22 protein-coding genes are annotated in these 19217 nt (G+C 37.1%); 13 read left to right on the forward strand and 9 right to left on the reverse strand.

What is annotated here, in order from left to right; all coding sequences use genetic code 11:
• The first annotated feature begins 2 nt into the window (after nt 1–2).
• The 9 genes from F598_RS0101540 to F598_RS0101575 all read left to right on the forward strand — a co-directional run bounded on the left by F598_RS0101540 (nt 3) and on the right by F598_RS0101575 (nt 7034).
• Nucleotides 3–1208, forward strand: coding sequence for a homoserine dehydrogenase (locus tag F598_RS0101540; protein ID WP_019037251.1), 1206 nt, complete (start codon nt 3–5; stop codon nt 1206–1208).
• 529 nt (nt 1209–1737) lie between these two features.
• Nucleotides 1738–2766: an oxygen-dependent tRNA uridine(34) hydroxylase TrhO gene (trhO, locus tag F598_RS0101545; protein WP_019037252.1), complete on the forward strand. Its 1029-nt coding sequence runs from the start codon at nt 1738–1740 to the stop codon at nt 2764–2766.
• A 282-nt stretch (nt 2767–3048) separates the two neighbouring features.
• A complete protein-coding gene (locus F598_RS0101550) occupies nt 3049–3384 on the forward strand; it encodes a hypothetical protein (RefSeq protein WP_019037253.1) in 336 nt (111 codons plus the stop codon).
• A 31-nt stretch (nt 3385–3415) separates the two neighbouring features.
• A complete protein-coding gene (locus F598_RS0101555) occupies nt 3416–3829 on the forward strand; it encodes a hypothetical protein (RefSeq protein ID WP_157594926.1) in 414 nt (137 codons plus the stop codon).
• Nucleotides 3830–4086: 257 nt separating this feature from the next.
• Nucleotides 4087–4704: a hypothetical protein gene (locus F598_RS0101560; RefSeq protein ID WP_019037255.1), complete on the forward strand. Its 618-nt coding sequence runs from the start codon at nt 4087–4089 to the stop codon at nt 4702–4704.
• A gap of 77 nt (nt 4705–4781) precedes the next feature.
• Nucleotides 4782–4910 (forward strand): hypothetical protein, encoded by a 129-nt coding sequence (locus tag F598_RS15690; RefSeq protein WP_281163561.1) that lies wholly within the window; start codon nt 4782–4784, stop codon nt 4908–4910.
• Nucleotides 4911–4994: 84 nt separating this feature from the next.
• A complete protein-coding gene (locus tag F598_RS0101565; RefSeq protein ID WP_157594927.1) occupies nt 4995–5183 on the forward strand; it encodes a hypothetical protein in 189 nt (62 codons plus the stop codon).
• Nucleotides 5184–5292: 109 nt separating this feature from the next.
• The gene (locus F598_RS0101570) at nt 5293–5985 is read left to right on the forward strand and encodes a hypothetical protein (protein ID WP_019037257.1); all 693 of its coding nucleotides are present in this window, start codon (nt 5293–5295) and stop codon (nt 5983–5985) included.
• A gap of 119 nt (nt 5986–6104) precedes the next feature.
• On the forward strand, nt 6105–7034 hold the full coding sequence (locus tag F598_RS0101575) for an endonuclease/exonuclease/phosphatase family protein (RefSeq protein ID WP_157594928.1): 930 nt from the start codon (nt 6105–6107) through the stop codon (nt 7032–7034).
• On the opposite strand, the gene F598_RS0101580 is transcribed toward F598_RS0101575, so the two are convergent.
• From F598_RS0101580 to mutY, 7 genes are all read right to left on the reverse strand, one after another.
• Nucleotides 7031–7939 carry a DMT family transporter gene (locus tag F598_RS0101580; RefSeq protein ID WP_019037259.1) on the reverse strand — a complete coding sequence of 303 codons (909 nt, stop codon included), beginning with the start codon at nt 7937–7939 and terminating at the stop codon, nt 7031–7033. The two genes, F598_RS0101575 and F598_RS0101580, sit on opposite strands and share 4 nt — an antisense overlap.
• Before the next feature lie 116 nt (nt 7940–8055).
• Nucleotides 8056–8847 (reverse strand): MBL fold metallo-hydrolase, encoded by a 792-nt coding sequence (locus tag F598_RS0101585; protein WP_019037260.1) that lies wholly within the window; start codon nt 8845–8847, stop codon nt 8056–8058.
• Nucleotides 8848–9379: 532 nt separating this feature from the next.
• Nucleotides 9380–10087, reverse strand: a complete 708-nt coding sequence (folE, locus tag F598_RS0101595) for a GTP cyclohydrolase I FolE (RefSeq protein ID WP_019037262.1) — start codon at nt 10085–10087, stop codon at nt 9380–9382.
• A gap of 237 nt (nt 10088–10324) precedes the next feature.
• The gene (gene gldD, locus F598_RS0101600) at nt 10325–10888 is read right to left on the reverse strand and encodes a gliding motility lipoprotein GldD (RefSeq protein WP_019037263.1); all 564 of its coding nucleotides are present in this window, start codon (nt 10886–10888) and stop codon (nt 10325–10327) included.
• Nucleotides 10875–12224 carry a gliding motility-associated protein GldE gene (locus F598_RS0101605; protein ID WP_019037264.1) on the reverse strand — a complete coding sequence of 450 codons (1350 nt, stop codon included), beginning with the start codon at nt 12222–12224 and terminating at the stop codon, nt 10875–10877. The genes gldD and F598_RS0101605 overlap by 14 nt, the downstream gene beginning before the upstream one ends.
• Nucleotides 12225–12242: 18 nt before the next feature.
• Complete coding sequence (locus F598_RS0101610; protein ID WP_019037265.1) at nt 12243–12698, reverse strand: single-stranded DNA-binding protein; 456 nt, start codon at nt 12696–12698, stop codon at nt 12243–12245.
• A 33-nt stretch (nt 12699–12731) separates the two neighbouring features.
• Nucleotides 12732–13802 carry an A/G-specific adenine glycosylase gene (gene mutY, locus F598_RS0101615; protein WP_019037266.1) on the reverse strand — a complete coding sequence of 357 codons (1071 nt, stop codon included), beginning with the start codon at nt 13800–13802 and terminating at the stop codon, nt 12732–12734.
• Between the two features lie 134 nt (nt 13803–13936).
• On the opposite strand from mutY, the gene F598_RS0101620 reads away from it, so the two are divergent.
• The 4 genes from F598_RS0101620 (at nt 13937) to F598_RS0101635 (ending at nt 17108) form a co-directional block, all read left to right on the forward strand.
• The gene (locus tag F598_RS0101620) at nt 13937–14227 is read left to right on the forward strand and encodes an HU family DNA-binding protein (RefSeq protein ID WP_019037267.1); all 291 of its coding nucleotides are present in this window, start codon (nt 13937–13939) and stop codon (nt 14225–14227) included.
• Nucleotides 14228–14504: 277 nt separating this feature from the next.
• The gene (locus F598_RS0101625; protein WP_019037268.1) at nt 14505–16046 is read left to right on the forward strand and encodes an Rne/Rng family ribonuclease; all 1542 of its coding nucleotides are present in this window, start codon (nt 14505–14507) and stop codon (nt 16044–16046) included.
• A 92-nt stretch (nt 16047–16138) separates the two neighbouring features.
• Entirely contained in the window at nt 16139–16630 is a 492-nt protein-coding gene (locus F598_RS0101630; RefSeq protein ID WP_019037269.1) for a regulatory protein RecX, read from the forward strand.
• A 46-nt stretch (nt 16631–16676) separates the two neighbouring features.
• Nucleotides 16677–17108 carry a hypothetical protein gene (locus tag F598_RS0101635; RefSeq protein WP_026302451.1) on the forward strand — a complete coding sequence of 144 codons (432 nt, stop codon included), beginning with the start codon at nt 16677–16679 and terminating at the stop codon, nt 17106–17108.
• 30 nt (nt 17109–17138) lie between these two features.
• Here F598_RS0101635 and F598_RS0101640 read toward each other — a convergent pair whose 3' ends face one another.
• Nucleotides 17139–18032 (reverse strand): cupin-like domain-containing protein, encoded by an 894-nt coding sequence (locus tag F598_RS0101640; RefSeq protein ID WP_019037271.1) that lies wholly within the window; start codon nt 18030–18032, stop codon nt 17139–17141.
• 70 nt (nt 18033–18102) lie between these two features.
• Nucleotides 18103–19191: a biotin synthase BioB gene (bioB, locus tag F598_RS0101645; RefSeq protein ID WP_019037272.1), complete on the reverse strand. Its 1089-nt coding sequence runs from the start codon at nt 19189–19191 to the stop codon at nt 18103–18105.
• Nucleotides 19192–19217: the final 26 nt, after the last annotated feature.

A 19217-nucleotide genomic window follows, 5' to 3' on the forward strand; every position in this document is an offset into this window, starting at 1 on the left:
TCATGCCTCAAGAACTTACAATTGGACTTTTTGGATTTGGAAGCGTTGGCTCTGGAATCTATCATGTCTTAAAGAAGAAGAATATTCCTAACCTCAATCTTAAAACGATCGTGGTAAAGAACCCAGAAAAACCCAGGTCTATCAGCGCCAAGCATTTCAGTTACCGACCGGAAGATATCTTAGACGACAGGAAAATCAATGTGGTTTTGGAGTTAATAGACGATGCGGATGCTGCTTATTTTATCGTAAAGCAAGCTTTAAAAAATCATAAGCACGTTGTCACAGCTAATAAAAAAATGCTGGCCCATCATTTTGAGGAACTGGTCACCTTGGCTCAGAAACAAGGAGTCAGCCTGCTTTATGAAGCTTCAGTTTGCGGAAGCATACCTGTCATCAGGACGCTGGAAGAGTCGTTCGATTATGATACTGTAAACTCTCTAAAAGCCATTAGTAATGGCACTTGCAATTATATACTCACCCGGTTATTTCAGCAGCCACAGCCCTTTGAAGACATCATCACTGACGCCCAGAAGCATGGGTTTGCAGAGTCGGACCCTACCCTGGACATCGATGGCTGGGACTCTAAATACAAACTTATCATTTCAAACTATCATGCCTTTGGAGTGTTGAACCGCACGGAAGATATTTTGAATGTAGGGGTACGCCACGTGAAACCAGAGGATATCGAATTTGCCAAGGAAAAGGATTTAAGTATCAAATTAATTGGCCATTCTAAAGTTGTAGATGGGAAACTGGAAGCTTATGTCGCTCCCCAGTTTATCCCAACTTCTGAACCCATCACTTCCATTGCGTTTGAAAACAACGCCGTAGAAATCAATGCTGACTTTGCCCATCAACAGTTGCTCCAGGGAAAAGGAGCTGGCAGTGTACCAACGGCTAGTGCTGTGCTTTCAGATGTGACCTCCTTGCTTAAAGATTATGCTTACCCCTATTCCAAAGCCCGTCAAAACACAATTGAACCAACAAGTGCCAACCATGACATCCGCTTTGATGACGAAAAGCTTATCAAAGTTTACATTTCAGCTTACGACAGAGCAGACTTGCAGCCGTTTAAGTTCAAAACTGACCTTGTTTGTGGCACTCAAAAGCAACTTCAGTATAAAATTGGAAACATTTCGATTAAGAATCTAAAACAGCAACTAATGCATTCAAACTCTAAGGTCTTTATTGCAGTGTTTCCAGATTGAAGATTGGAGATTGGGGATTTGAGATTTGGGATTTGGGATTTGAGATTTTGTCATTTCGATAGAGCAAGGAACGGGCGACGAGAGATCTAAAATATGAATTAAAAATTAATAATTCTTAATTAGAATTTCGTGACACACCTCTCAAGCTTCCCTCAAGAGAAGAAAGTTTTTTTCGAAATCACAATCACGGTTTTCCCTTGAGGGAAATGCCGAAGGCAAAGGGTATTAAACAGCTGCAAAATCTATTTAATAAAAATTTAAAACCTCAAATCGAAAATCATTGATCATTATTCTAAAATCAGATATCCTAAAAATCATACCTTTGCATTTTAATACATTTCTTTTAACTCAATATCAATTGTTCCTGGTAATAAGCTGAAATAAAAATGATGATTTTTTTCTTTATTTAAAAACATAAAATTAAAGCATAGCCTTAGCTACGTTTTCATTTTATGTTGCAGAAGAAAGGAGAAAAGGGTGTTTTTATCAGTTGATTATAAGGAAAAATTGATATCAAAATTAGTATAGCATGCAACTGTACAATAAACTAAGTTCAAAGGAAAGGGAACAGCTCATTGAAGATGCTGGAGAAGAACGTCTGACCCTTTCTTTTTATAAGTACCATCAACTCGAAAATCCCAAAGCCTTTAGAGACTTTCTGTTCCTGAACTGGAATAAACTCGACGTTCTCGGTCGTATCAACGTGGCTCATGAGGGCATCAACGCCCAATTATCGGTGCCCGCCAGAAAATTTGAAGCGTTCAAAACCTTTCTGGACAGCATAGATTTTTTAAAGGACGTGAGGCTCAACATCGCCATAGAGCATTACGATAAGGCCTTTTTAAAATTAAAGATCAAAGTCAGACCCAAAATCGTACACGACGGGCTAAACGATGCCACCTTCGATGTGACCAATAAGGGTGTGCACGTAGATGCTGTGAAGTTCAACGAACTCATAGAAGATCCGAACACTGTTTTGGTGGATATGCGCAATCATTACGAAAGCGAAATCGGGCATTTCAAAAATGCTGTGACACCCGATGTGGATACCTTTCGCCAGTCGCTGGACATCATCGAAGCCGACCTAAAAGACCACAAAGAAGACAAAAACCTGGTGATGTATTGTACCGGGGGCATTCGCTGCGAAAAAGCCAGTGCTTACTACAAGCACAAGGGCTTCAAAAAAGTCTATCAGTTGGAAGGTGGCATTATCGAATACGCCCGACAGGTGAAGGACAAGAACCTGGAAAACAAATTCTACGGAAAAAACTTTGTGTTTGACGATCGCCGAAGCGAAAAAATCTCCGACGATGTCATTGCCAAATGCCACCAGTGTGGAAAAGCCTGCGACACCCACGTGAACTGCGCCAACGACGGCTGCCATTTACTGTTTATTCAATGCGAGGAATGCGCGAAGAAAATGGACGGCTGCTGTTCAGAACACTGCCAGGATATCGTGCACCTGCCTTACGAGGAGCAAAAGAGATTAAGATCTGGCAGACCCGCTGGCAACCGGAAATTTAAAAAAGGCCGCTCACCAGTCTTAAAGTTTAAGTAATTACAAGCTTATTTTTAATCAAACTGTCCCCTTAAATACTTTTAAAAAGGTTTAGGGGGATTTTGTTTTGGGCTAACTTGAAGAGTGGCGATACATTGCTTAAGACTTAAGAGTTCACTTTAACATCCAGCTGGGGCAGGATGATAACTGAAGGACTAACGACCCAGGATCTATGGGTTTAGTCTCGACTAAAACTATAAAAACATAAGCTTCTCCCGTAACTGTTTCTAATAAAAGGTTACTTTTATAGACATAAAACGAGTTGTAAATAATTAGAGAAACATGGCATTAGAGTTATCAGATGAAAAGCTAAGTCAACTTATTCAAGAAATAGAAAAAGTTAGACGGAGAAAAGTGGTTGATTTTAAAAATCCTGATGATATTCAGTACTTAGATCCATTTGATAATCTAAGCAAAATAAAAGTCTCTAACAATCATTTAGTGCTAGGAAGGCGTGGTTGTGGTAAAACTACCTTGCTATTAACAACAATGAAAGATAATAATTCAGATTTTATTCTTCCCTTAGACTGTCAAGTATATAGAGAATGGAGTTCGGAAAAAACGATTATTGAAATTCTCTCAATTTTTATTGATAAACTGAAAATAAATGCCTTATAGTCAGAATCATATAAAAGTGCCAAAACAGAGTATGAAAAGAAGATTTAACGAACGAGAAGAGCCATATACATACGATAAATTTCTTTGGCTTTTATCTAGTTTAAAAAATCTACACTTCTATATAAATAAGTTAAAGGAACTTCCTGATGATCCTGTTCAAATAAATATCAAACAAACGAAAAAAGAATATTCCAGCCTCAATATAAATTCCGTCATGGAGCTAAAAGCAATATCGAAATTCAAGGCAAGTGGAAAGGTGCCAAGTCACTTTGTTCAATTAGAAGGCGACATTGAATTGTTAGCGGGATACAATAAAGACACACAAAATAAAAAACATAATGAAAAAGAAAACACTCAAGATTTGTCATTTAATAAGATGATAAAGAAATCAGAAAAATTAGATGATTTAATTTTATCTATATCTGACAGCTTTAGTTTGTTTTAGAATTGAATGATTGTAAAACAGTCTTATTTCTTGATGATTTTTACTTAATTGATTTAAATAAGCAACCGAGAATAATCCAATACTTGCATGATATTTATAAAAATGCAAGCCACAGTTCGTTTTGTTTTAAAATGTGCTCTATTCCAAATAGAACACGAATAAATAAAGATGGTAAAGCGGATTTCTCACTGAAAGACGATTTTTCACCTATACGACTTGACAAAGAACTATAAGATTTCGTTAATCTCAAGGATTATTTGATAAAAATCACGGCTAATCTAAATCCTAAGCTCGAATTAAATGGAAATGATATTTTAGGTCTCTTTAGTAATGAAGATGTCCTGAATTATACAACAGTTGCTACAGGTGGGGTTCCTCGAGATTTTTTAGTCATTCTTTCTGAATTAATAAAAATTGCCCGATTGGATACCTCAAGAAGTATAAAAAAGCAACATTTATACTCTGCCATCAGCGATTTAAAACAGGATAAAGAGCAAAATATAGAAATTGAGTCAGACATTTCTCCTGAAAAACTTAGAGAAGCATTAGAAATAATTGATAGAGAGATAATACGAGATCTTAAGACTAACGTCATTCTTTATCCTTCTCAATTGGCCAAGGAGCATAATGCACTTTTAAAAAACCTGGTAAATCTCAGGTATTTACATATTATCAATGAAAATACTACTTCGGAAAAAGTCAAGAAAGAAACCTTTGTTTCTTATTTAGTTGATATGTCCTTTTATGCCACAGGGAAAAGATTAAAACAAGGATTTGATTTCAGGCAATTTTGGCAACAAGATAGCTCTCAAAGACATATTTATTTGAGAAATTCTCCAATCTGGAGCTTTAAAAATGAAATTATTGAGAAATAACTAATTACAACAATACCTATACGCAATGCCCTGCAGGACAATGCCCATAGCCAAGTCCACTAAAACAAACCACAACCATGAAACAAAAGTTATTACCTAACTTTTACAAAAAGATCGGACTAAGCTTAGTCATTTTATCGGTCATAGGTTTAATTTTAAATCTATTCTACAGCGATGTGATCTCAATCGATCCTCAACTTCTCTAATGGATTTTTAAAAACCTCCTTCTTATCGCCCTGCTCCTCATAGCCTTTGCACAAGAGAAAGAAGAATCTGAAATAATGAATACAATGAGATTCGAAATACTGAAAGATTCTGTTGTAGTGGGTGGAGTGTTTATTCTTCTGGAATCCATCTCAGAATTAGCTTTTAATAATGGAGATTTAGATATAAGTTCTGGCTACGACATCCTGGTTATAATGCTTTTCTATTATGTCTTTACCTATAATTTTAAAAAGGGAGTGATTGCTAAAAGCTAGTTCAACTTAGTCTATGGAATTTTAATAGCTGAATCAAAAAAACTCAAAATTTAGATTAACTTTAGTAGCATCTATACATGCTTTTTAAGCTAGGCTAAAACATGATGACTTGAAAAAAAGAAATTGGAATAAATATGCCTTTGAGTTAATCTCCATTTTTGTGGTGGTGATTTCTGCATTCGCCCTCAATAATTGGAATGACAACCGCAAAGAAAAAAATGCCGAATCCAAGATTTTATTGGAGATTTATAATGGCCTGGAAAAAGACCTTATTGACGTAGGTCAAAACATTGATGGACACGAGCAGGGCATTAAATCCTGTGTATTTTGGAGAAAAGTCTTGCGGAATGAGACCGTAAACCTGGACTCCGTACAACAGCACTATTTCATCTTAACCAGAGATTTTATCTCTATCCAAAATACTTCTGGGTATGAAACTCTCAAATCTAGAGGCTTCGAATTGGTAGAAAACGATATCCTGAGATCTAAGATTATTTCTATTTACGAATTCGACTACCAGACTTTACGCAAGCTTGAAGAAGAATACAATGAAGTACAGTTTCATCAAAATTATTTTGAGAAGATAAATAACGTCATTGCTCCACACCTCAGCTTTAATCAAGATGGAGATATTTTAAGTATGGATTTACCTCTAAATATAAGTGACGTAGAAAAAAAGGTCCTGCTAAGTTATTTGTGGAAAATCCAAACCAACAGAAGGTTTGTTTTGAATACCTATATCGATGTACAAGATCATATAAAAGCTTTAATGGCAGATTTAGATCATGAGCTGAATAAATGAGTTTAACTTCTATATATAGTGTATGAGAGTAGGTCTTAATCTAGAGTCTTTGAAAAAACCTTAAAGACACAAAACGGATTTATGTGTTTGATTATGAGGAAATGATAGTGAAACAAAAAATGGCATCAATCAAGAAGTTACTTTGGGTGTTCATCATTGGAGTCGTTTGCTTTTCCATACTTCCCAACCTCTTTTCTGGGTATTGGCTTTTGGAGGTGTTCTCTAATTTTAAATTGCAGTACGCTGTTATCTCCATTGTACTATTAATTTGCTCCTTGTTGGTGTTTCAAAAGAAAAGCTTAGCCCTAATCATTTTAAGCATGAGTCTGCTCTGGAACGCCTATTATATCCTGCCCTATTACCTGACAAATACTACTAAAGTCGACATCAAAAAAGAGCTTAAGCTTTCAAGTGTAAATTTATGGTCTGGTAATAATGAAACTGACTTAGTTAAGAAGTACATCCTAGAAGAAGATCCTGATGTTTTAATCCTGATGGAACTTACTCCGGGCTGGGAAGCACAACTCAACACCATGATAATTGCTTATGAGTATAAGGAATTAGTGGCTCGAACTGATAATTTTGGTATCGCTGTGCTGAGTAAATTCCCGATGAAAAGTTCAGTTGAATATTTTGCAGAATCTACTAAGCCTTCTATTGTTGCAGATCTTAAAATTGAAAATGAAAAATTGACTTTGGTGGCGTCACATCCAGTACCTCCCCTCGGTCAGGCTGCTTTTGAAAGTAGAAATCAGCAGCTTTTAAGCATAATCAAAAATAGAGACAGGTTCTCGAAACACTTGGTCATTGCTGGTGATTTTAATACCTCTTCTTTCTCTAATCATTTTAGGAAATTGACTTCAGGAGACCTCAAAGACAGCAGAATAGGGTTTGGATTATTACCTACCTGGCCTGAAGACTCTCCTATTCTACAGACGACTCTGGACCATATGCTTGTTTCAGATTCTTTAAAAGTAATAGAACGTTCAACTGAATCTTCAATAGGATCTGACCATTTACCCATTTCAACCAAAATTGGTATACCTTAAGCCTTTTCTAAAGGCTGAGTCTTTTTCTCTTTCTTCTTCCGATTGGAAATATACACTCCCAATAAAATCACACTGCCGGCAGCTAACTGGAACAGGTTAAATTCTTCGCCATCTAAATAGCCCCAGAACAAAGCGACCACGGGAATTAAATACGTAACTGAGGTGGAAAATACGGGATTAGACAACTGGATCAGACGGTTAAATATAATTTTGGCCAAAGCCGTTCCCAACAAGGCTAAAATAGCCACATAAAGCAAGGAGGTTTGGACAGTCTCCTGTGCTAAAAATTCGGCTTCAAAAAAGCCGGTCACTCCCAAAATTCCAAGAGCAAAAGGAATCAACACCATAAACGAACCGGTCGCAATGCCTAAAGCTGAAATGTCTTCTAAATACGTCTTTAAGATATTGGCATTGAAGGCGTACATCAACGAAGCGATTACCGGTAGCGTCGCAAACCAATAATTCTGATTGGGATTGAGCGACGCTCCTGCAAGAATCAAAAGTACAGAGCCTACCAGACCAATCACTACCCCGATAAATTGTTTTTTGAAGAACTGTCGGCTAAAAAACAAAACCCCTGTAATTAAAGCTAGTAGCGGCACCGTTGAATTTAAAATAGAAGCAATAGCACTATCGATCTCGGTCTCCGCCATAGAAAACAACAAGGTAGGAAGCATGGTGCCGATAAAGCCTGAAATCACGATCCATTTCCACTGGTGTTTTTGGATTTGTTTGATTTTCTTAGAGCCGATGAGGGCCAGAAAGATTCCGCAAATGAGAACTCTTAAGGCGGTTAATTGAAGAGGAGAAAACCCCTCTAAGCCTTTTTTGATCAGGATAAAAGAACTTCCCCATAACAAGGCTAAGGCAATAAGAAAAACCCACTTGAGCTGATTTGAATTCAAAATCGATTAATTTTTGACAAAAGTGAATTTATTCCACGATATCAATTAATAAAATGGGGTTAAACTTTGGAAGGCACGAATAAACAGAACAGCTGGATGCTATCTCTATAAGCCTTTTAATTCATTTGAGGATACCAATTTAACTGCTTCACCTCAATTTCAGAATTTCCAGCATTCACTAGAGATTTGAACTTCTCCACGTCAGAGAGGCCACTTTGCCCCCGGTAATGGTATGGAAATACCGTTTTGGGCTGAAACGCCAGTACGCCATCTGCAGCTTCCTCTACATCCATGGTATAAGGTAAATTCATACATACAAAAGCCAAGTCAATATTTTCTAAAGCTCTCATTTCTGGCACCGCTTCAGTATCGCCAGAGAAGTAGACTCTAAAATCTGCTTTTTCAATCACATAGCCATTACCCCTACCTTTGGTATGATAGACTTTATCTTCATCGCCTTGATTATACATCGCCACCCCTTCTATATTGAATTCACCAAAGCTTTGGGTTTCCTCATTATTGAGAATGACCAGTTGCTTTTTGAGATCTCCTTCAATTTTGTCAGCTACCGCCTGAGGCACAATGATTTTGGTTTCTGAAGCTGATACCGCTTCCAGCGTTTCCAGATTGAAGTGATCCCCGTGAATATCGGTGACTAAAATCACGTCTGGGCTAGGCTGACCTTCAAAGGCTTCAGCCCCACCAACAGGATCGATGTAAAATACAGAACCATCAATATTGAAAACTGCTGTAGCATGTGAAATAGGGGTGATGTTGAATTCAACCTCAACGTCTTTTGTAGCCTCAGCCAACACTTCTTGGTTAGCATCATCCTGGTTAGTTTTGGCATCTTTACAGCCTATGGCCAGGATTGATATAAAAATTAGACTTAATAGTGATACTTTCATGGTATAAGATTTTGGTTGAAAGATATAACAATCTTAAGCTAAGTCGATTTTCATTATAAAGGATTTAATAAAATCATTTTGAGGTATACAATTACTATTTAATTTACAAAATGACTTCTGCTTTATGCTCTTCATCTGTATTCAAAACTTCATCTATAGGTTGAAATTTAGTCTTAGTTCAAAAAAGAGAGCTGATGTATTTTATCTTTAGCTTTAACTTAATGTCTTGTAAATAAGCGATATTGATACTTTAATCAGTTAATTATTAAATGAATTAGAATGGCTAAATCTTTTATTTTACCTTCTTCCTTGACCTTTGTTCGTATCTGCACAAATGAACGAAAACGATACGATAAGTACAAAGAGCAACCTATCCCTTACTGGATTCCATCAGGGTGGAAATGTTGAAACCTTGATTTTTAGAGTAAAATCAGATTATAGTTTTAGACCTTTAAAAATAAATCTTATTCATTTGGATTCAGTTAGAAATCATAGCTTTGAAGATAAAAGCATATTTAAAAAATATAACTTTTTACCCGTTGTGAATCAAATTATTGAGTTGTAAGATTTTCTCATCGGTGTTGAATTGACCTCCGTAAAAAACCGTTACTGTAGATGAAGTGTCATCTTTTACGCCTCGAGAAGAAACACACAAGTGTTTTGCATCGATGATCACAGCTACGTCTTCTGTGTCCAATATCGCTTGTAAGTCGGTGCCAATTTGGTTAGTAAGCCGCTCCTGCACTTGAGGACGTTTGGCATAATGCTGAACAATACGATTGAGTTTTGATAACCCAATCACTTTACCAGATGAAATATAAGCAACGTGAGCCTTACCCATAATAGGCACAAAGTGATGCTCGCAATTGGAATAAAAAGTAATATTTTTCTCCACCAACATCTGATTGTATTTGTACTTGTTATTGAAAAGTGCAATTTTGGGTTTATTTTTTGGGTCTAGGCCAGAAAAAATTTCTTCCACATACATCTTTGCCACCCGATTTGGAGTCCCTCTTAAAGAGTCATCGGTTAAATCTAAACCTAAAACATCCATGATTTTGGAAAAGTAAAAAGAAATTTTCTCTTTCTTATCCTCGTTGGATAGTGCAAAAGCATCAGGTTTCATTGGGGTGTCTATGCCCGTATAAAGGTGATCATCCCCAATTTCTTCTTCCGTTAAATTAGTTAAGGCATTGTTTTCGTTTAAAAGCTCTTCAAGAGCTGTATTGTTTTCTTTCATAATTTTAATTCCAGTGAGATAAAAATCCCCAGTTCAATTAATTTTTATAAAAGTAGTTCTTGTGTTTAATCTTTAGTGTTAAATATTAAACAAAAAATGAAACTAGGATAAAGAAGTTTTGAAATCTTCAAGATAATGATAAGTTGATAAGCTCTTCCATTTCAGAGAGGAGTCCCAAAACCCATATTTTTTTTAAAAAAGGGTAAAGCCAATAGACATGACTTCAGCTCAGCCGTTTTACTTCCACTCTAGCGTTTCCATCAGGTGTTGCATTTCAGATTTCATGTAAGCGGCTGCAGGGAGAATGGAATCGTAATTGGGTTTAGCTTCAAAATAAATAGAGCCGGTGAGGAAATGTGAAGTACTATCAGTTAGGTAAAACTGAGCCTGAGAAGCGGCATCGCCTTCCACCTCATAAAAATTCCCAAACGTGCGCTTATCATCGTTTTGATAAATGCTATACTCAATCATATCGGCCTTGATGGTATGCTTTTCTGGCAGTTTTTGGGCATCTATGAGCAAAGCTCTTAGGTTGTTATGAACGGGAGTGTAAGTCAGGTAAATTTTAGCATTCAACCTGGAATAATCCAGGGTGATCCAGCAAGGACGATTAACGTTAGTAACTTCTATTTCTGCTGTTTTGTTTTTTTCAAATTGATAAGGACAATCCAGGTCGGTTAAATTATACTGAGGCTTTTCGTATTTCAAAGCTAAAAACCCGGATGGTTTTGGCTGAATAGGATCCTGGCAGGATAGACACAGCATCAAAATAAATACACCTAACAATCTACCCATGGTCATCTGATTTTGCTTCAGGATTAATTTTTACCTTCAATTGAACAATTCGTTTACTGTCCAAAGCTTCCACCGTGAAAATGAAATTACTAAAGGCAATGAGCTGTCCTTTTTTCGGAAAGCCTTTGGCAGATTCTAAGACGAATCCCGCTAAGGTTTCAGCTTCTCCTTTGTTATTCTCAAGTTCATCCACTTTATCATCCCCTAACTTTAGGATCTTATAAAAATCTTTCAGTGGGGTTTTTCCTTCAAACACATAGGTTGACTCATTAATTTTGGAATAAATCACATCTTCATCATCAAATTCATCGCTAATGTCTCCTACAATTTCTTCAATAATGTCTTCCAGTGAAATCAGTCCACTGGTACCTCCATACTCATCGACGACGATAGCCAAATGGTTTTTCTGCTCCTGAAAATCAGCCAAAAGATCATCAAGTTTTTTGTTCTCTGGAACAAAGTAGGGTTCTCTCACTAGAGATTGCCAGTCGAAATTTTTCTCATGGAGATGAGGCAAGAGGTCTTTGATGTAAAGGATACCCGTAATATTATCTACATTATCTTCAAACACAGGGATTCTGGAATAACCGTTTTCTTGAATACCGTCAATTACCTCCCTAAAACTTTGCTGCACATTAAGCGCAAAAATATCAAGCCTGGGACGCATCACTTGCTTGGTATCGGTGTTCCCAAAAGAGACAATACCCTGCAAGATCTTCTTTTCGTCTTTGGAGGTATCTTCTTCGCTGGTAAGCTCTAGTGCCTGAGACAATTGATCTACACTCAAGTTGGTCTTTTGCTTACCAAACCGGGTTTGAATCAAATTGGTGATTGATCGCATAGGCAAACTCAACGGAGTTAAAAGCCTGTCCAGCACGTTGAGGGGAACAGCCATAAAATGAGCAAACTCCACGTTATTTCGGTTAGCATAGACCTTGGGTAAAATCTCTCCAAACATTAAAATCAAAAAAGTAACCAAACCTACATCAATAATGAACCTGAGGCTGATTCCAAAAAACAAAGTACTGCTCTCCCCATAAAACACTTCACTTATGGAAGCATATAGGAGTACTATAGCAATGTTGATAAAGTTATTGGCAATTAATATGGTTGCCAGCAGCTTTTTGGGCTTGTCCAGCAAATTGATGATGATCTGTTCTTGCTTACTGGTCACATGACCTTCTTTCACATCAAAATCTGAAGGTTTTAAGGAGAATAAAGCCACTTCAGAACCTGAAATGAGAGCAGAAGAAATGAGTAAAATAAAGAAAAATAGAATCTTAAATACCTCAGTAAATTCAATTACTGAAAATAAGATGTAACTCGAGGGGCCGGGTTCCAAAATTTAATAACTTTTAATTTAAAATGGTAAATCATCTTCCTCCTCTTCCATAGGTTGTGGAGCTTGAGAAGGTTTTGGGGATGGCTTAGCTTGCGCAGAAGGTGAGGCTTGGCCCATATCTGAAGATCCACTCGCTTCTTTTGGAGTTAAGAAGGTAAATTCAAGACACTGAATTTCTGTAGAATAGCGATCCATGCCTTTATCATCCTGCCATTTTCTGGTCTTGATACGTCCTTCTATATAAACTTTATCACCTTTCTTAAGGTATTTCTCGCAAATTTCTGCGGCCTTATTTCGAACAACAATATTATGCCACTCGGTATTGCTCACCTTTTCGTTAGTGGCTTTATTGATGTACTCTTCATTAGTGGCTAATGGAAAGCGCCCAATGCAATTTCCGCCTTCAAAATAATGCATCTTTACTTCATCGCCAGTATGACCAATAAGCATAACTTTGTTGAGTGTTCCTGCCATAATTGAAAATTTATGTAAATGTAAGAAAAAGAATTATGCCGTGGAAAGTTCAGATTCTATAAAATTCTGAATCAAAACGGGAACCGCCAGTTGAGACAGGTCTTTAAAAGCTATCCTCTCGAAAGCCTCTGGAAGTTGCATAGTGGAGAACTTTCCATCGATGACAACTTTATAAAACTTAGCCATGATTTTTCTGTGAGACAATATATGAACAACAGGCTCTTGGTTGTAAAGATTAATCGTTTCAATAAGTTTCTTATCAACCTTAAGCTTTGTTTCTATGTGCTCTGCTAAAGGGGCAGTCTGCTGCTGCTCATGTTCGAATAATGGAAACTCATAGAGACCTCTCCAGATGCCTTTCCCTCTTCGTTTATACACCAAAGTCTCTTCTGCTGAATCTGTGAGGACTAAATAATCAAAATAGCGTTGCTTTACTTTAGTTTTTTTAAGTTTAACTGGTAACTCTTCCTGTTCTCCCTGTTGAAAGGCAGCACAGTCATTCTGAAAAACGCAAAACATGCACTTTGGTGATTTGGGCCTGCAATGTAAGGCTCCAAATTCCATAATCGCCTGGTTATACAATGCAGGCTGTGATGTATCCAGCAATTCCTGAGCTTTTAATTTAAATTCCTTTTGCCCCTCTGTTGAGTTGATTGGCGTGTGTATCCCTAGAAAACGAGACAGCACGCGCTGTACATTTCCATCGACTACGGCCACAGGCTCATCATAGGCGAATGAAGCAATAGCTGCCGCGGTATAGTCGCCCACGCCTTTTAAGGTTTTCAAGTCTTTATAATTATCTGGAAAAACACCTTTTAAGGTTTTGCTAACATACTGAGCGGTATAATGAAGATTTCTTGCTCTGGAATAATAGCCTAAACCCTGCCAAAGTTTTAAAACTTCATCTTCACTGGCTTTAGCAAGGTCATGGACCGTAGGGAATCTTGAAACAAATTTCTCAAAGTAAGGTAGGCCTTGTTTTACCTGGGTTTGCTGAAGTATAATTTCACTCAACCAAATCTCATAAGGATCTTTGGTTTTTCTCCAAGGCAGATCTCTGTGTTCTGTTCTGTACCAATCCAAGAGCGATTTTGAGAAATTCATAATTGACTTTTTGCAAGTATAATTCATATCCGCCTACTATTTAGCGCATTGTGTTTAATTATTGCGGATTAATTACTTATATTTGCAAGCTCAAAAAAAAATCTAGATTAATCCTGAATAAATATTTTTGAATTATGACGAAAGCAGATATCGTAGCCAACATTTCAGACAAACTCGGTCTCGAGAAAAATGAAGTTCAAGCTACTGTAGAAACCTTTATGGATGAAGTAAAGAATTCTTTAGAAGGTGGAGATAATGTGTATTTAAGAGGTTTTGGAAGCTTTATTGTTAAGACCAGAGCAGAAAAAACAGGTAGAAATATCTCTAAGAACACCACCATCAAAATTCCAGCACACAACATACCAGCATTCAAACCTGCTAAAGTATTTGTAGAAGGAGTCAAGCAAAACGTTGAAGTAAAATAAATTTTAATAATCTATAAAATACAAGCCTATGCCAAGCGGTAAAAAAAGAAAGAGACATAAGGTAGCTACTCACAAGAGAAAAAAGAGAAGTAGAGCTAACCGTCACAAGAAAAAGTAGTGTATCACTACTTTTTCTCATTACATACGTTCATTGACATTGAAATTTTAATTTTAAAATTTCTTCATTAATTAATTGTAATTTTATTCACTGTAATAGAATTACTTATGTATAATTTAAGTCTGTTTTTTTATAACAGACTATCTAAATCTAAAAAGCGTGAACAAGGAATTAATAGTACGATCTAGTTCCGACGCTGTAGATTTTGCCTTATTAAAAGATGGAAGACTCATAGAGCTCCATAAAGAAACAGAAGGTTTCGATTTTTCTGTAGGTGATATATTTTTAGCTAAAATCAGAAAAGCTTTGCCAGGTCTCAACGCTGCATTTGTCAATGTAGGCTATGAGAAAGATGGTTTTTTACATTACCACGACCTGGGACCGAATGTGAAAACCATGTTGAAGTTCGTTAAAAAAGCAACCTCCAATCAACTTAAGAATTTCTCTCTAAGAGATTTTCCTTTTGAACAGGAAATCGATAAAAATGGATCCATAGCTGATACGCTACATTCCAATCAATCTGTTTTAGTACAAGTAGTAAAAGAACCTATCTCAACCAAGGGCCCCAGATTAAGCAGTGAGCTTTCTCTTGCCGGTCGCTATATTGTTTTGGTTCCTTTTTCGGATCGCGTTTCAGTTTCTCAGAAAATTGAAAGCAAGGAAGAAAAAAGCAGACTCAAGCGATTAGTAAAAAGTATTAAACCCAAAGGATTTAGTGTCATTATCAGAACTGTTGCCGAAGGCAAAAAAGTGGCAGATATAGACAAAGACCTTCAAAATTTGATGAAACGATGGGAAAATATGTGTAAGAAACTCCACAAAGCACATCAACCCTCAAAAGTTTTGGGTGAGCTTAATAAAGCTTCATCAATATTGAGAGATATGTTTAATGACTCCTTCACCTCCATTTGTGTGGACGATGAAGTGACCTACAACCAAATCAGTAACTATGTCGGGAAGATATCTCCAGACAAAGAATCTATTGTTTCACACTATAACTCAAAGGTTCCCATATTCGAGAAGTACGGTATTGAAAGACAAATCAAAACGTCTTTTGGAAAAACTGTAACCATGAAGAAAGGAGCTTATCTGGTTATTGAGCATACAGAAGCGATGCATGTAATCGATGTGAATAGTGGAAACAGAAGTAATAAGGCAAAAAATCAAGAAGATACAGCACTCGAAGTCAACATGATCAGTGCAACAGAAATTGCACGACAGTTGAGATTAAGAGACATGGGAGGTATCATTGTCGTCGATTTTATAGACATGAATAACCCAGACAACAGAAAAAAACTTTACGATCATCTTCGTGATGAAATGAATGATGATAGAGCTAAACATAAAATTCTTCCTCCAAGTAAATTTGGTTTGATCCAGATCACAAGACAACGAGTTCGTCCAGAGATGAACATCAAAACCCGTGAAAAGGATCCCAATGGAGATGGAGAAATTGAAGCTCCAATCGTAATTGTAAATAAAATCAACGCCGATCTTCAAAAAATCCTTAAAAAAGGGGATAAAAAGATAACGCTTACCGCGCATCCTTTTATAGCCGCCTATCTTATGAAAGGGTTTCCTTCCCCAAGAAGTAAGTGGTTTTTTGATTTCAAAAAGTGGGTGAAAATTCAGCCACGTGATGCTTACAATTACCTTGAATATCATTTTTATGATCAAAATGGGTCGATCATCAAAGTATAACAAGAGGATTGTTATTTTATAACCCCTGCATTCCACTGTGAATGCAGGGGTTTTTTGTTTTTGTACCTTTGTAAATATCTTATTGAATTAACATGCAAAGTCAAAATTTCAAGTCCAAAAAATCTCTCACTGTAGATGAAGCACTGCTTAAGGTAATGAACTATTGCGTGTATCAGGATCGTTGCCATCAGGAGGTTGAAAAAAAATTGAATGACTTAGATATGTATGAAGATGCCAAAGCGTATATCATTTCTAAACTCATCGAAGAAGATTTTCTGAATGAAGAACGTTTTGCACGTAGTTATGCCCGGGGTAAATTCAGAATTAAAAAATACGGGCGCTTAAGAATACTAAGAGAACTTAAGAAAAAGAATATATCAGCCTATAATCGGCAAGCTGCCTTATCTGAAATTAATGAAGATGACTATCTGCAGACGCTTAGTGGTTTAGCGGAACTAAAACTTAAAAGTCTAAATGAAACAGATTCATTTAAAAAGAAACAAAAATTGTATCAGCACTTGGCCTATAAGGGGTATGAAACTGAGTTAATATACGATGTCATTAACGAAATACTTGAATATTGACGCAACCCATTTGGTGTAGACCATCTATTCAATAAATTGAAGCTTTATGAAAATACAGATATTATGTTTAATGATTATTGGTTTTCTTGGATCTTGTTCCAGCGATGATAGCAAAAGTGATTTCGAACCTGATCTTGTTGGAAGCTGGAAACTTATACAAATGTCTGGGAGTGTCCCAAATTCTGAAACTTCAGGCGCAGAAATGGAATGGCAGGAAACCTATCGATTTGAATCTGACGGAAACTTTCAAAAATCAAGATTCAGAGAAGGAGAAACGATTGAAGCTTCCGGGACATACCGCTGGAGTGATACGGATGAAGAGCGATTCCTGATATTGGAGTATGATAACGAAAGTGAAATTATTGGGTCTTGTACTCAAAACGCATCAGAGACGATATCATTTCGATCAGAATCGGTTTTTATTAGCACTTGGCTTGCCTGCGATGGTCCTGGACTTACCTATGAAAAAATGAAATAGAAAGGTCATTAACCATTTTTACTTTCAATTTTATAATTCCAAATCCTCTTTTTTAAGGCGATTCTGCTGTCGCTTGTAAGCAACTCGGTTTTTATACTGTATCCACTCATCTCCTCTTAGTTTTCTCATCATATTTTCAACTCCTCTCATGATGGTTAAATTATAGGCTGCCTTAGAGATGTTTTTAAGGCTTCTTGGCAAGGCTCTAAGACTCATTGAAAATCCAGGAGTCAAATAGGTCATATTATGCCAGTACCCTTCTGGCATATACAGGGCTTCACCGTGTTCCAAATAGGCTTCGTAGCCTTTAGCTAAAGTCAAGGCGGGATACTTTTCTAAATCTGGTTGGTTAAAGTCAATCGCATTGAGGCTTATCAAAGCATTGGGGACTTTGTAGAGGTATTTGGTTTCTGTCGGTGGATAGATAATACAGCGCTTTTTCCCCTCGAAATGAATATGAAGTATATTGGCAAAATCAATATCATAATGCATAAACACTGAAGAATTTTCTGCACCAAAGAATAGAAAAGGCAATTTTTTTAAAAATTTGATTCCAAGGTCTGGCATGTTGAAATGCGACTGCAACTCAGGAACTTCTTTCATCAAATTAAACAGGAAGATCCTATACTCGGTTGGCCCTTGCTTAAGCAAGTGTACGTAATCTTTAAGTTTCATCTTAGCGTGGGGCTCATTGAATTTATCCTTTGCCGACACAGGCCGGTTATCGTATAAGGGGACTTCGACTTCTCCAGCAAGATCTTTCAGATATGCAAGGGACCACTTCTCATAAGCTGGCCAATCTTTGGTAAGCTGTTCTATAACAACTGGTTTCTGTGGCTTGACGTAATTCTCTACAAATGATTCAGGAGATATAGTCTTAACCCTTTCCACCTGTTGCAGATTGAGTTTTTGGTTAGTATCCATAACATACAAAAGTAAGCTTCATTTTGAAAGTTACAAAATGAAGCTTACGTAAATGACTGAGTACTTAGAATTAAGCCTTTACTTTGGGTTTTTGTTTAGCCTCTTCGTTTCGTTCAATTTTATGTCCAGGTCTAGACCATTTTGGTTTCTCACCTAGCGGTTGATATTGAGAATCTTCTTTTGAAACCGTTTCTGGTTGAGCTTTCTTTTCAAATGGTTTTTGAGGTTCTAAGCCCAATAGTTTGAACATTTCCATATCCTCATTCACATCTGGATTTGGTGTGGTTAATAACTTGTCTCCAGCAAAAATGGAGTTAGCACCAGCAAAAAAGCACATCGCTTGTCCTTCTCTACTCATATCGGTTCTCCCGGCAGAAAGTCTAACCTGCGTTTCTGGCATCACAATTCTAGTCGTAGCTACCATACGTACCATTTCCCAGATAGAAACCTTTTGTTGTTCTTCCAGTGGAGTTCCTTCAACGGGCACCAAAGCATTAATAGGCGTAGATTCAGGTTGTGGATTCAGAGTAGCTAAGGCGACCAGCATCCCTGCTCTATCTTCCTGAGATTCTCCCATACCAATGATTCCTCCACTACATACCGTGACATTACTCTTTCTTACATTGTCGATCGTATCTAATCGGTCTTGATACCCTCGTGTTGAAATCACTTCCTTATAATATTCTTCTGAAGAATCCAGGTTATGGTTGTAGGCATAAAGTCCAGCTTCCGCCAAACGCTTAGCTTGGTTTTCCGTCACCATACCTAACGTACAGCAAACTTCCATGTCCAGCTTGTTGATGGTTCTTACCATTTCCAGAACATTATCGAATTCTTCACCATCTTTTACATTTCTCCAGGCTGCTCCCATACACACTCTTGAGCTTCCTGCAGACTTTGCACGAAGTGCCTGAGCTTTTACCTGAGAGACGCTCATCAAATCGTTTCCTTCGATATCGGTATGGTATCTAGCCGCCTGCGGACAGTAACCACAATCTTCTGGACACCCTCCAGTTTTGATAGACAATAAAGTAGACACCTGCACCTTGTTAGGGTCGTGATGTTTTCTGTGAACGGTAGCGGCTTCATAAAGCAACTCCATTATAGGTTTATTGTATATCTCTAAAATTTCTTCTTTGGTCCAGTCGAATCTTGTCATGGTATTTTATTTAATAATTCAAAAAT

The organism is Psychroflexus tropicus DSM 15496, from assembly GCF_000378765.1.
Classification (GTDB): Bacteria; Bacteroidota; Bacteroidia; order Flavobacteriales; family Flavobacteriaceae; genus Psychroflexus; species Psychroflexus tropicus.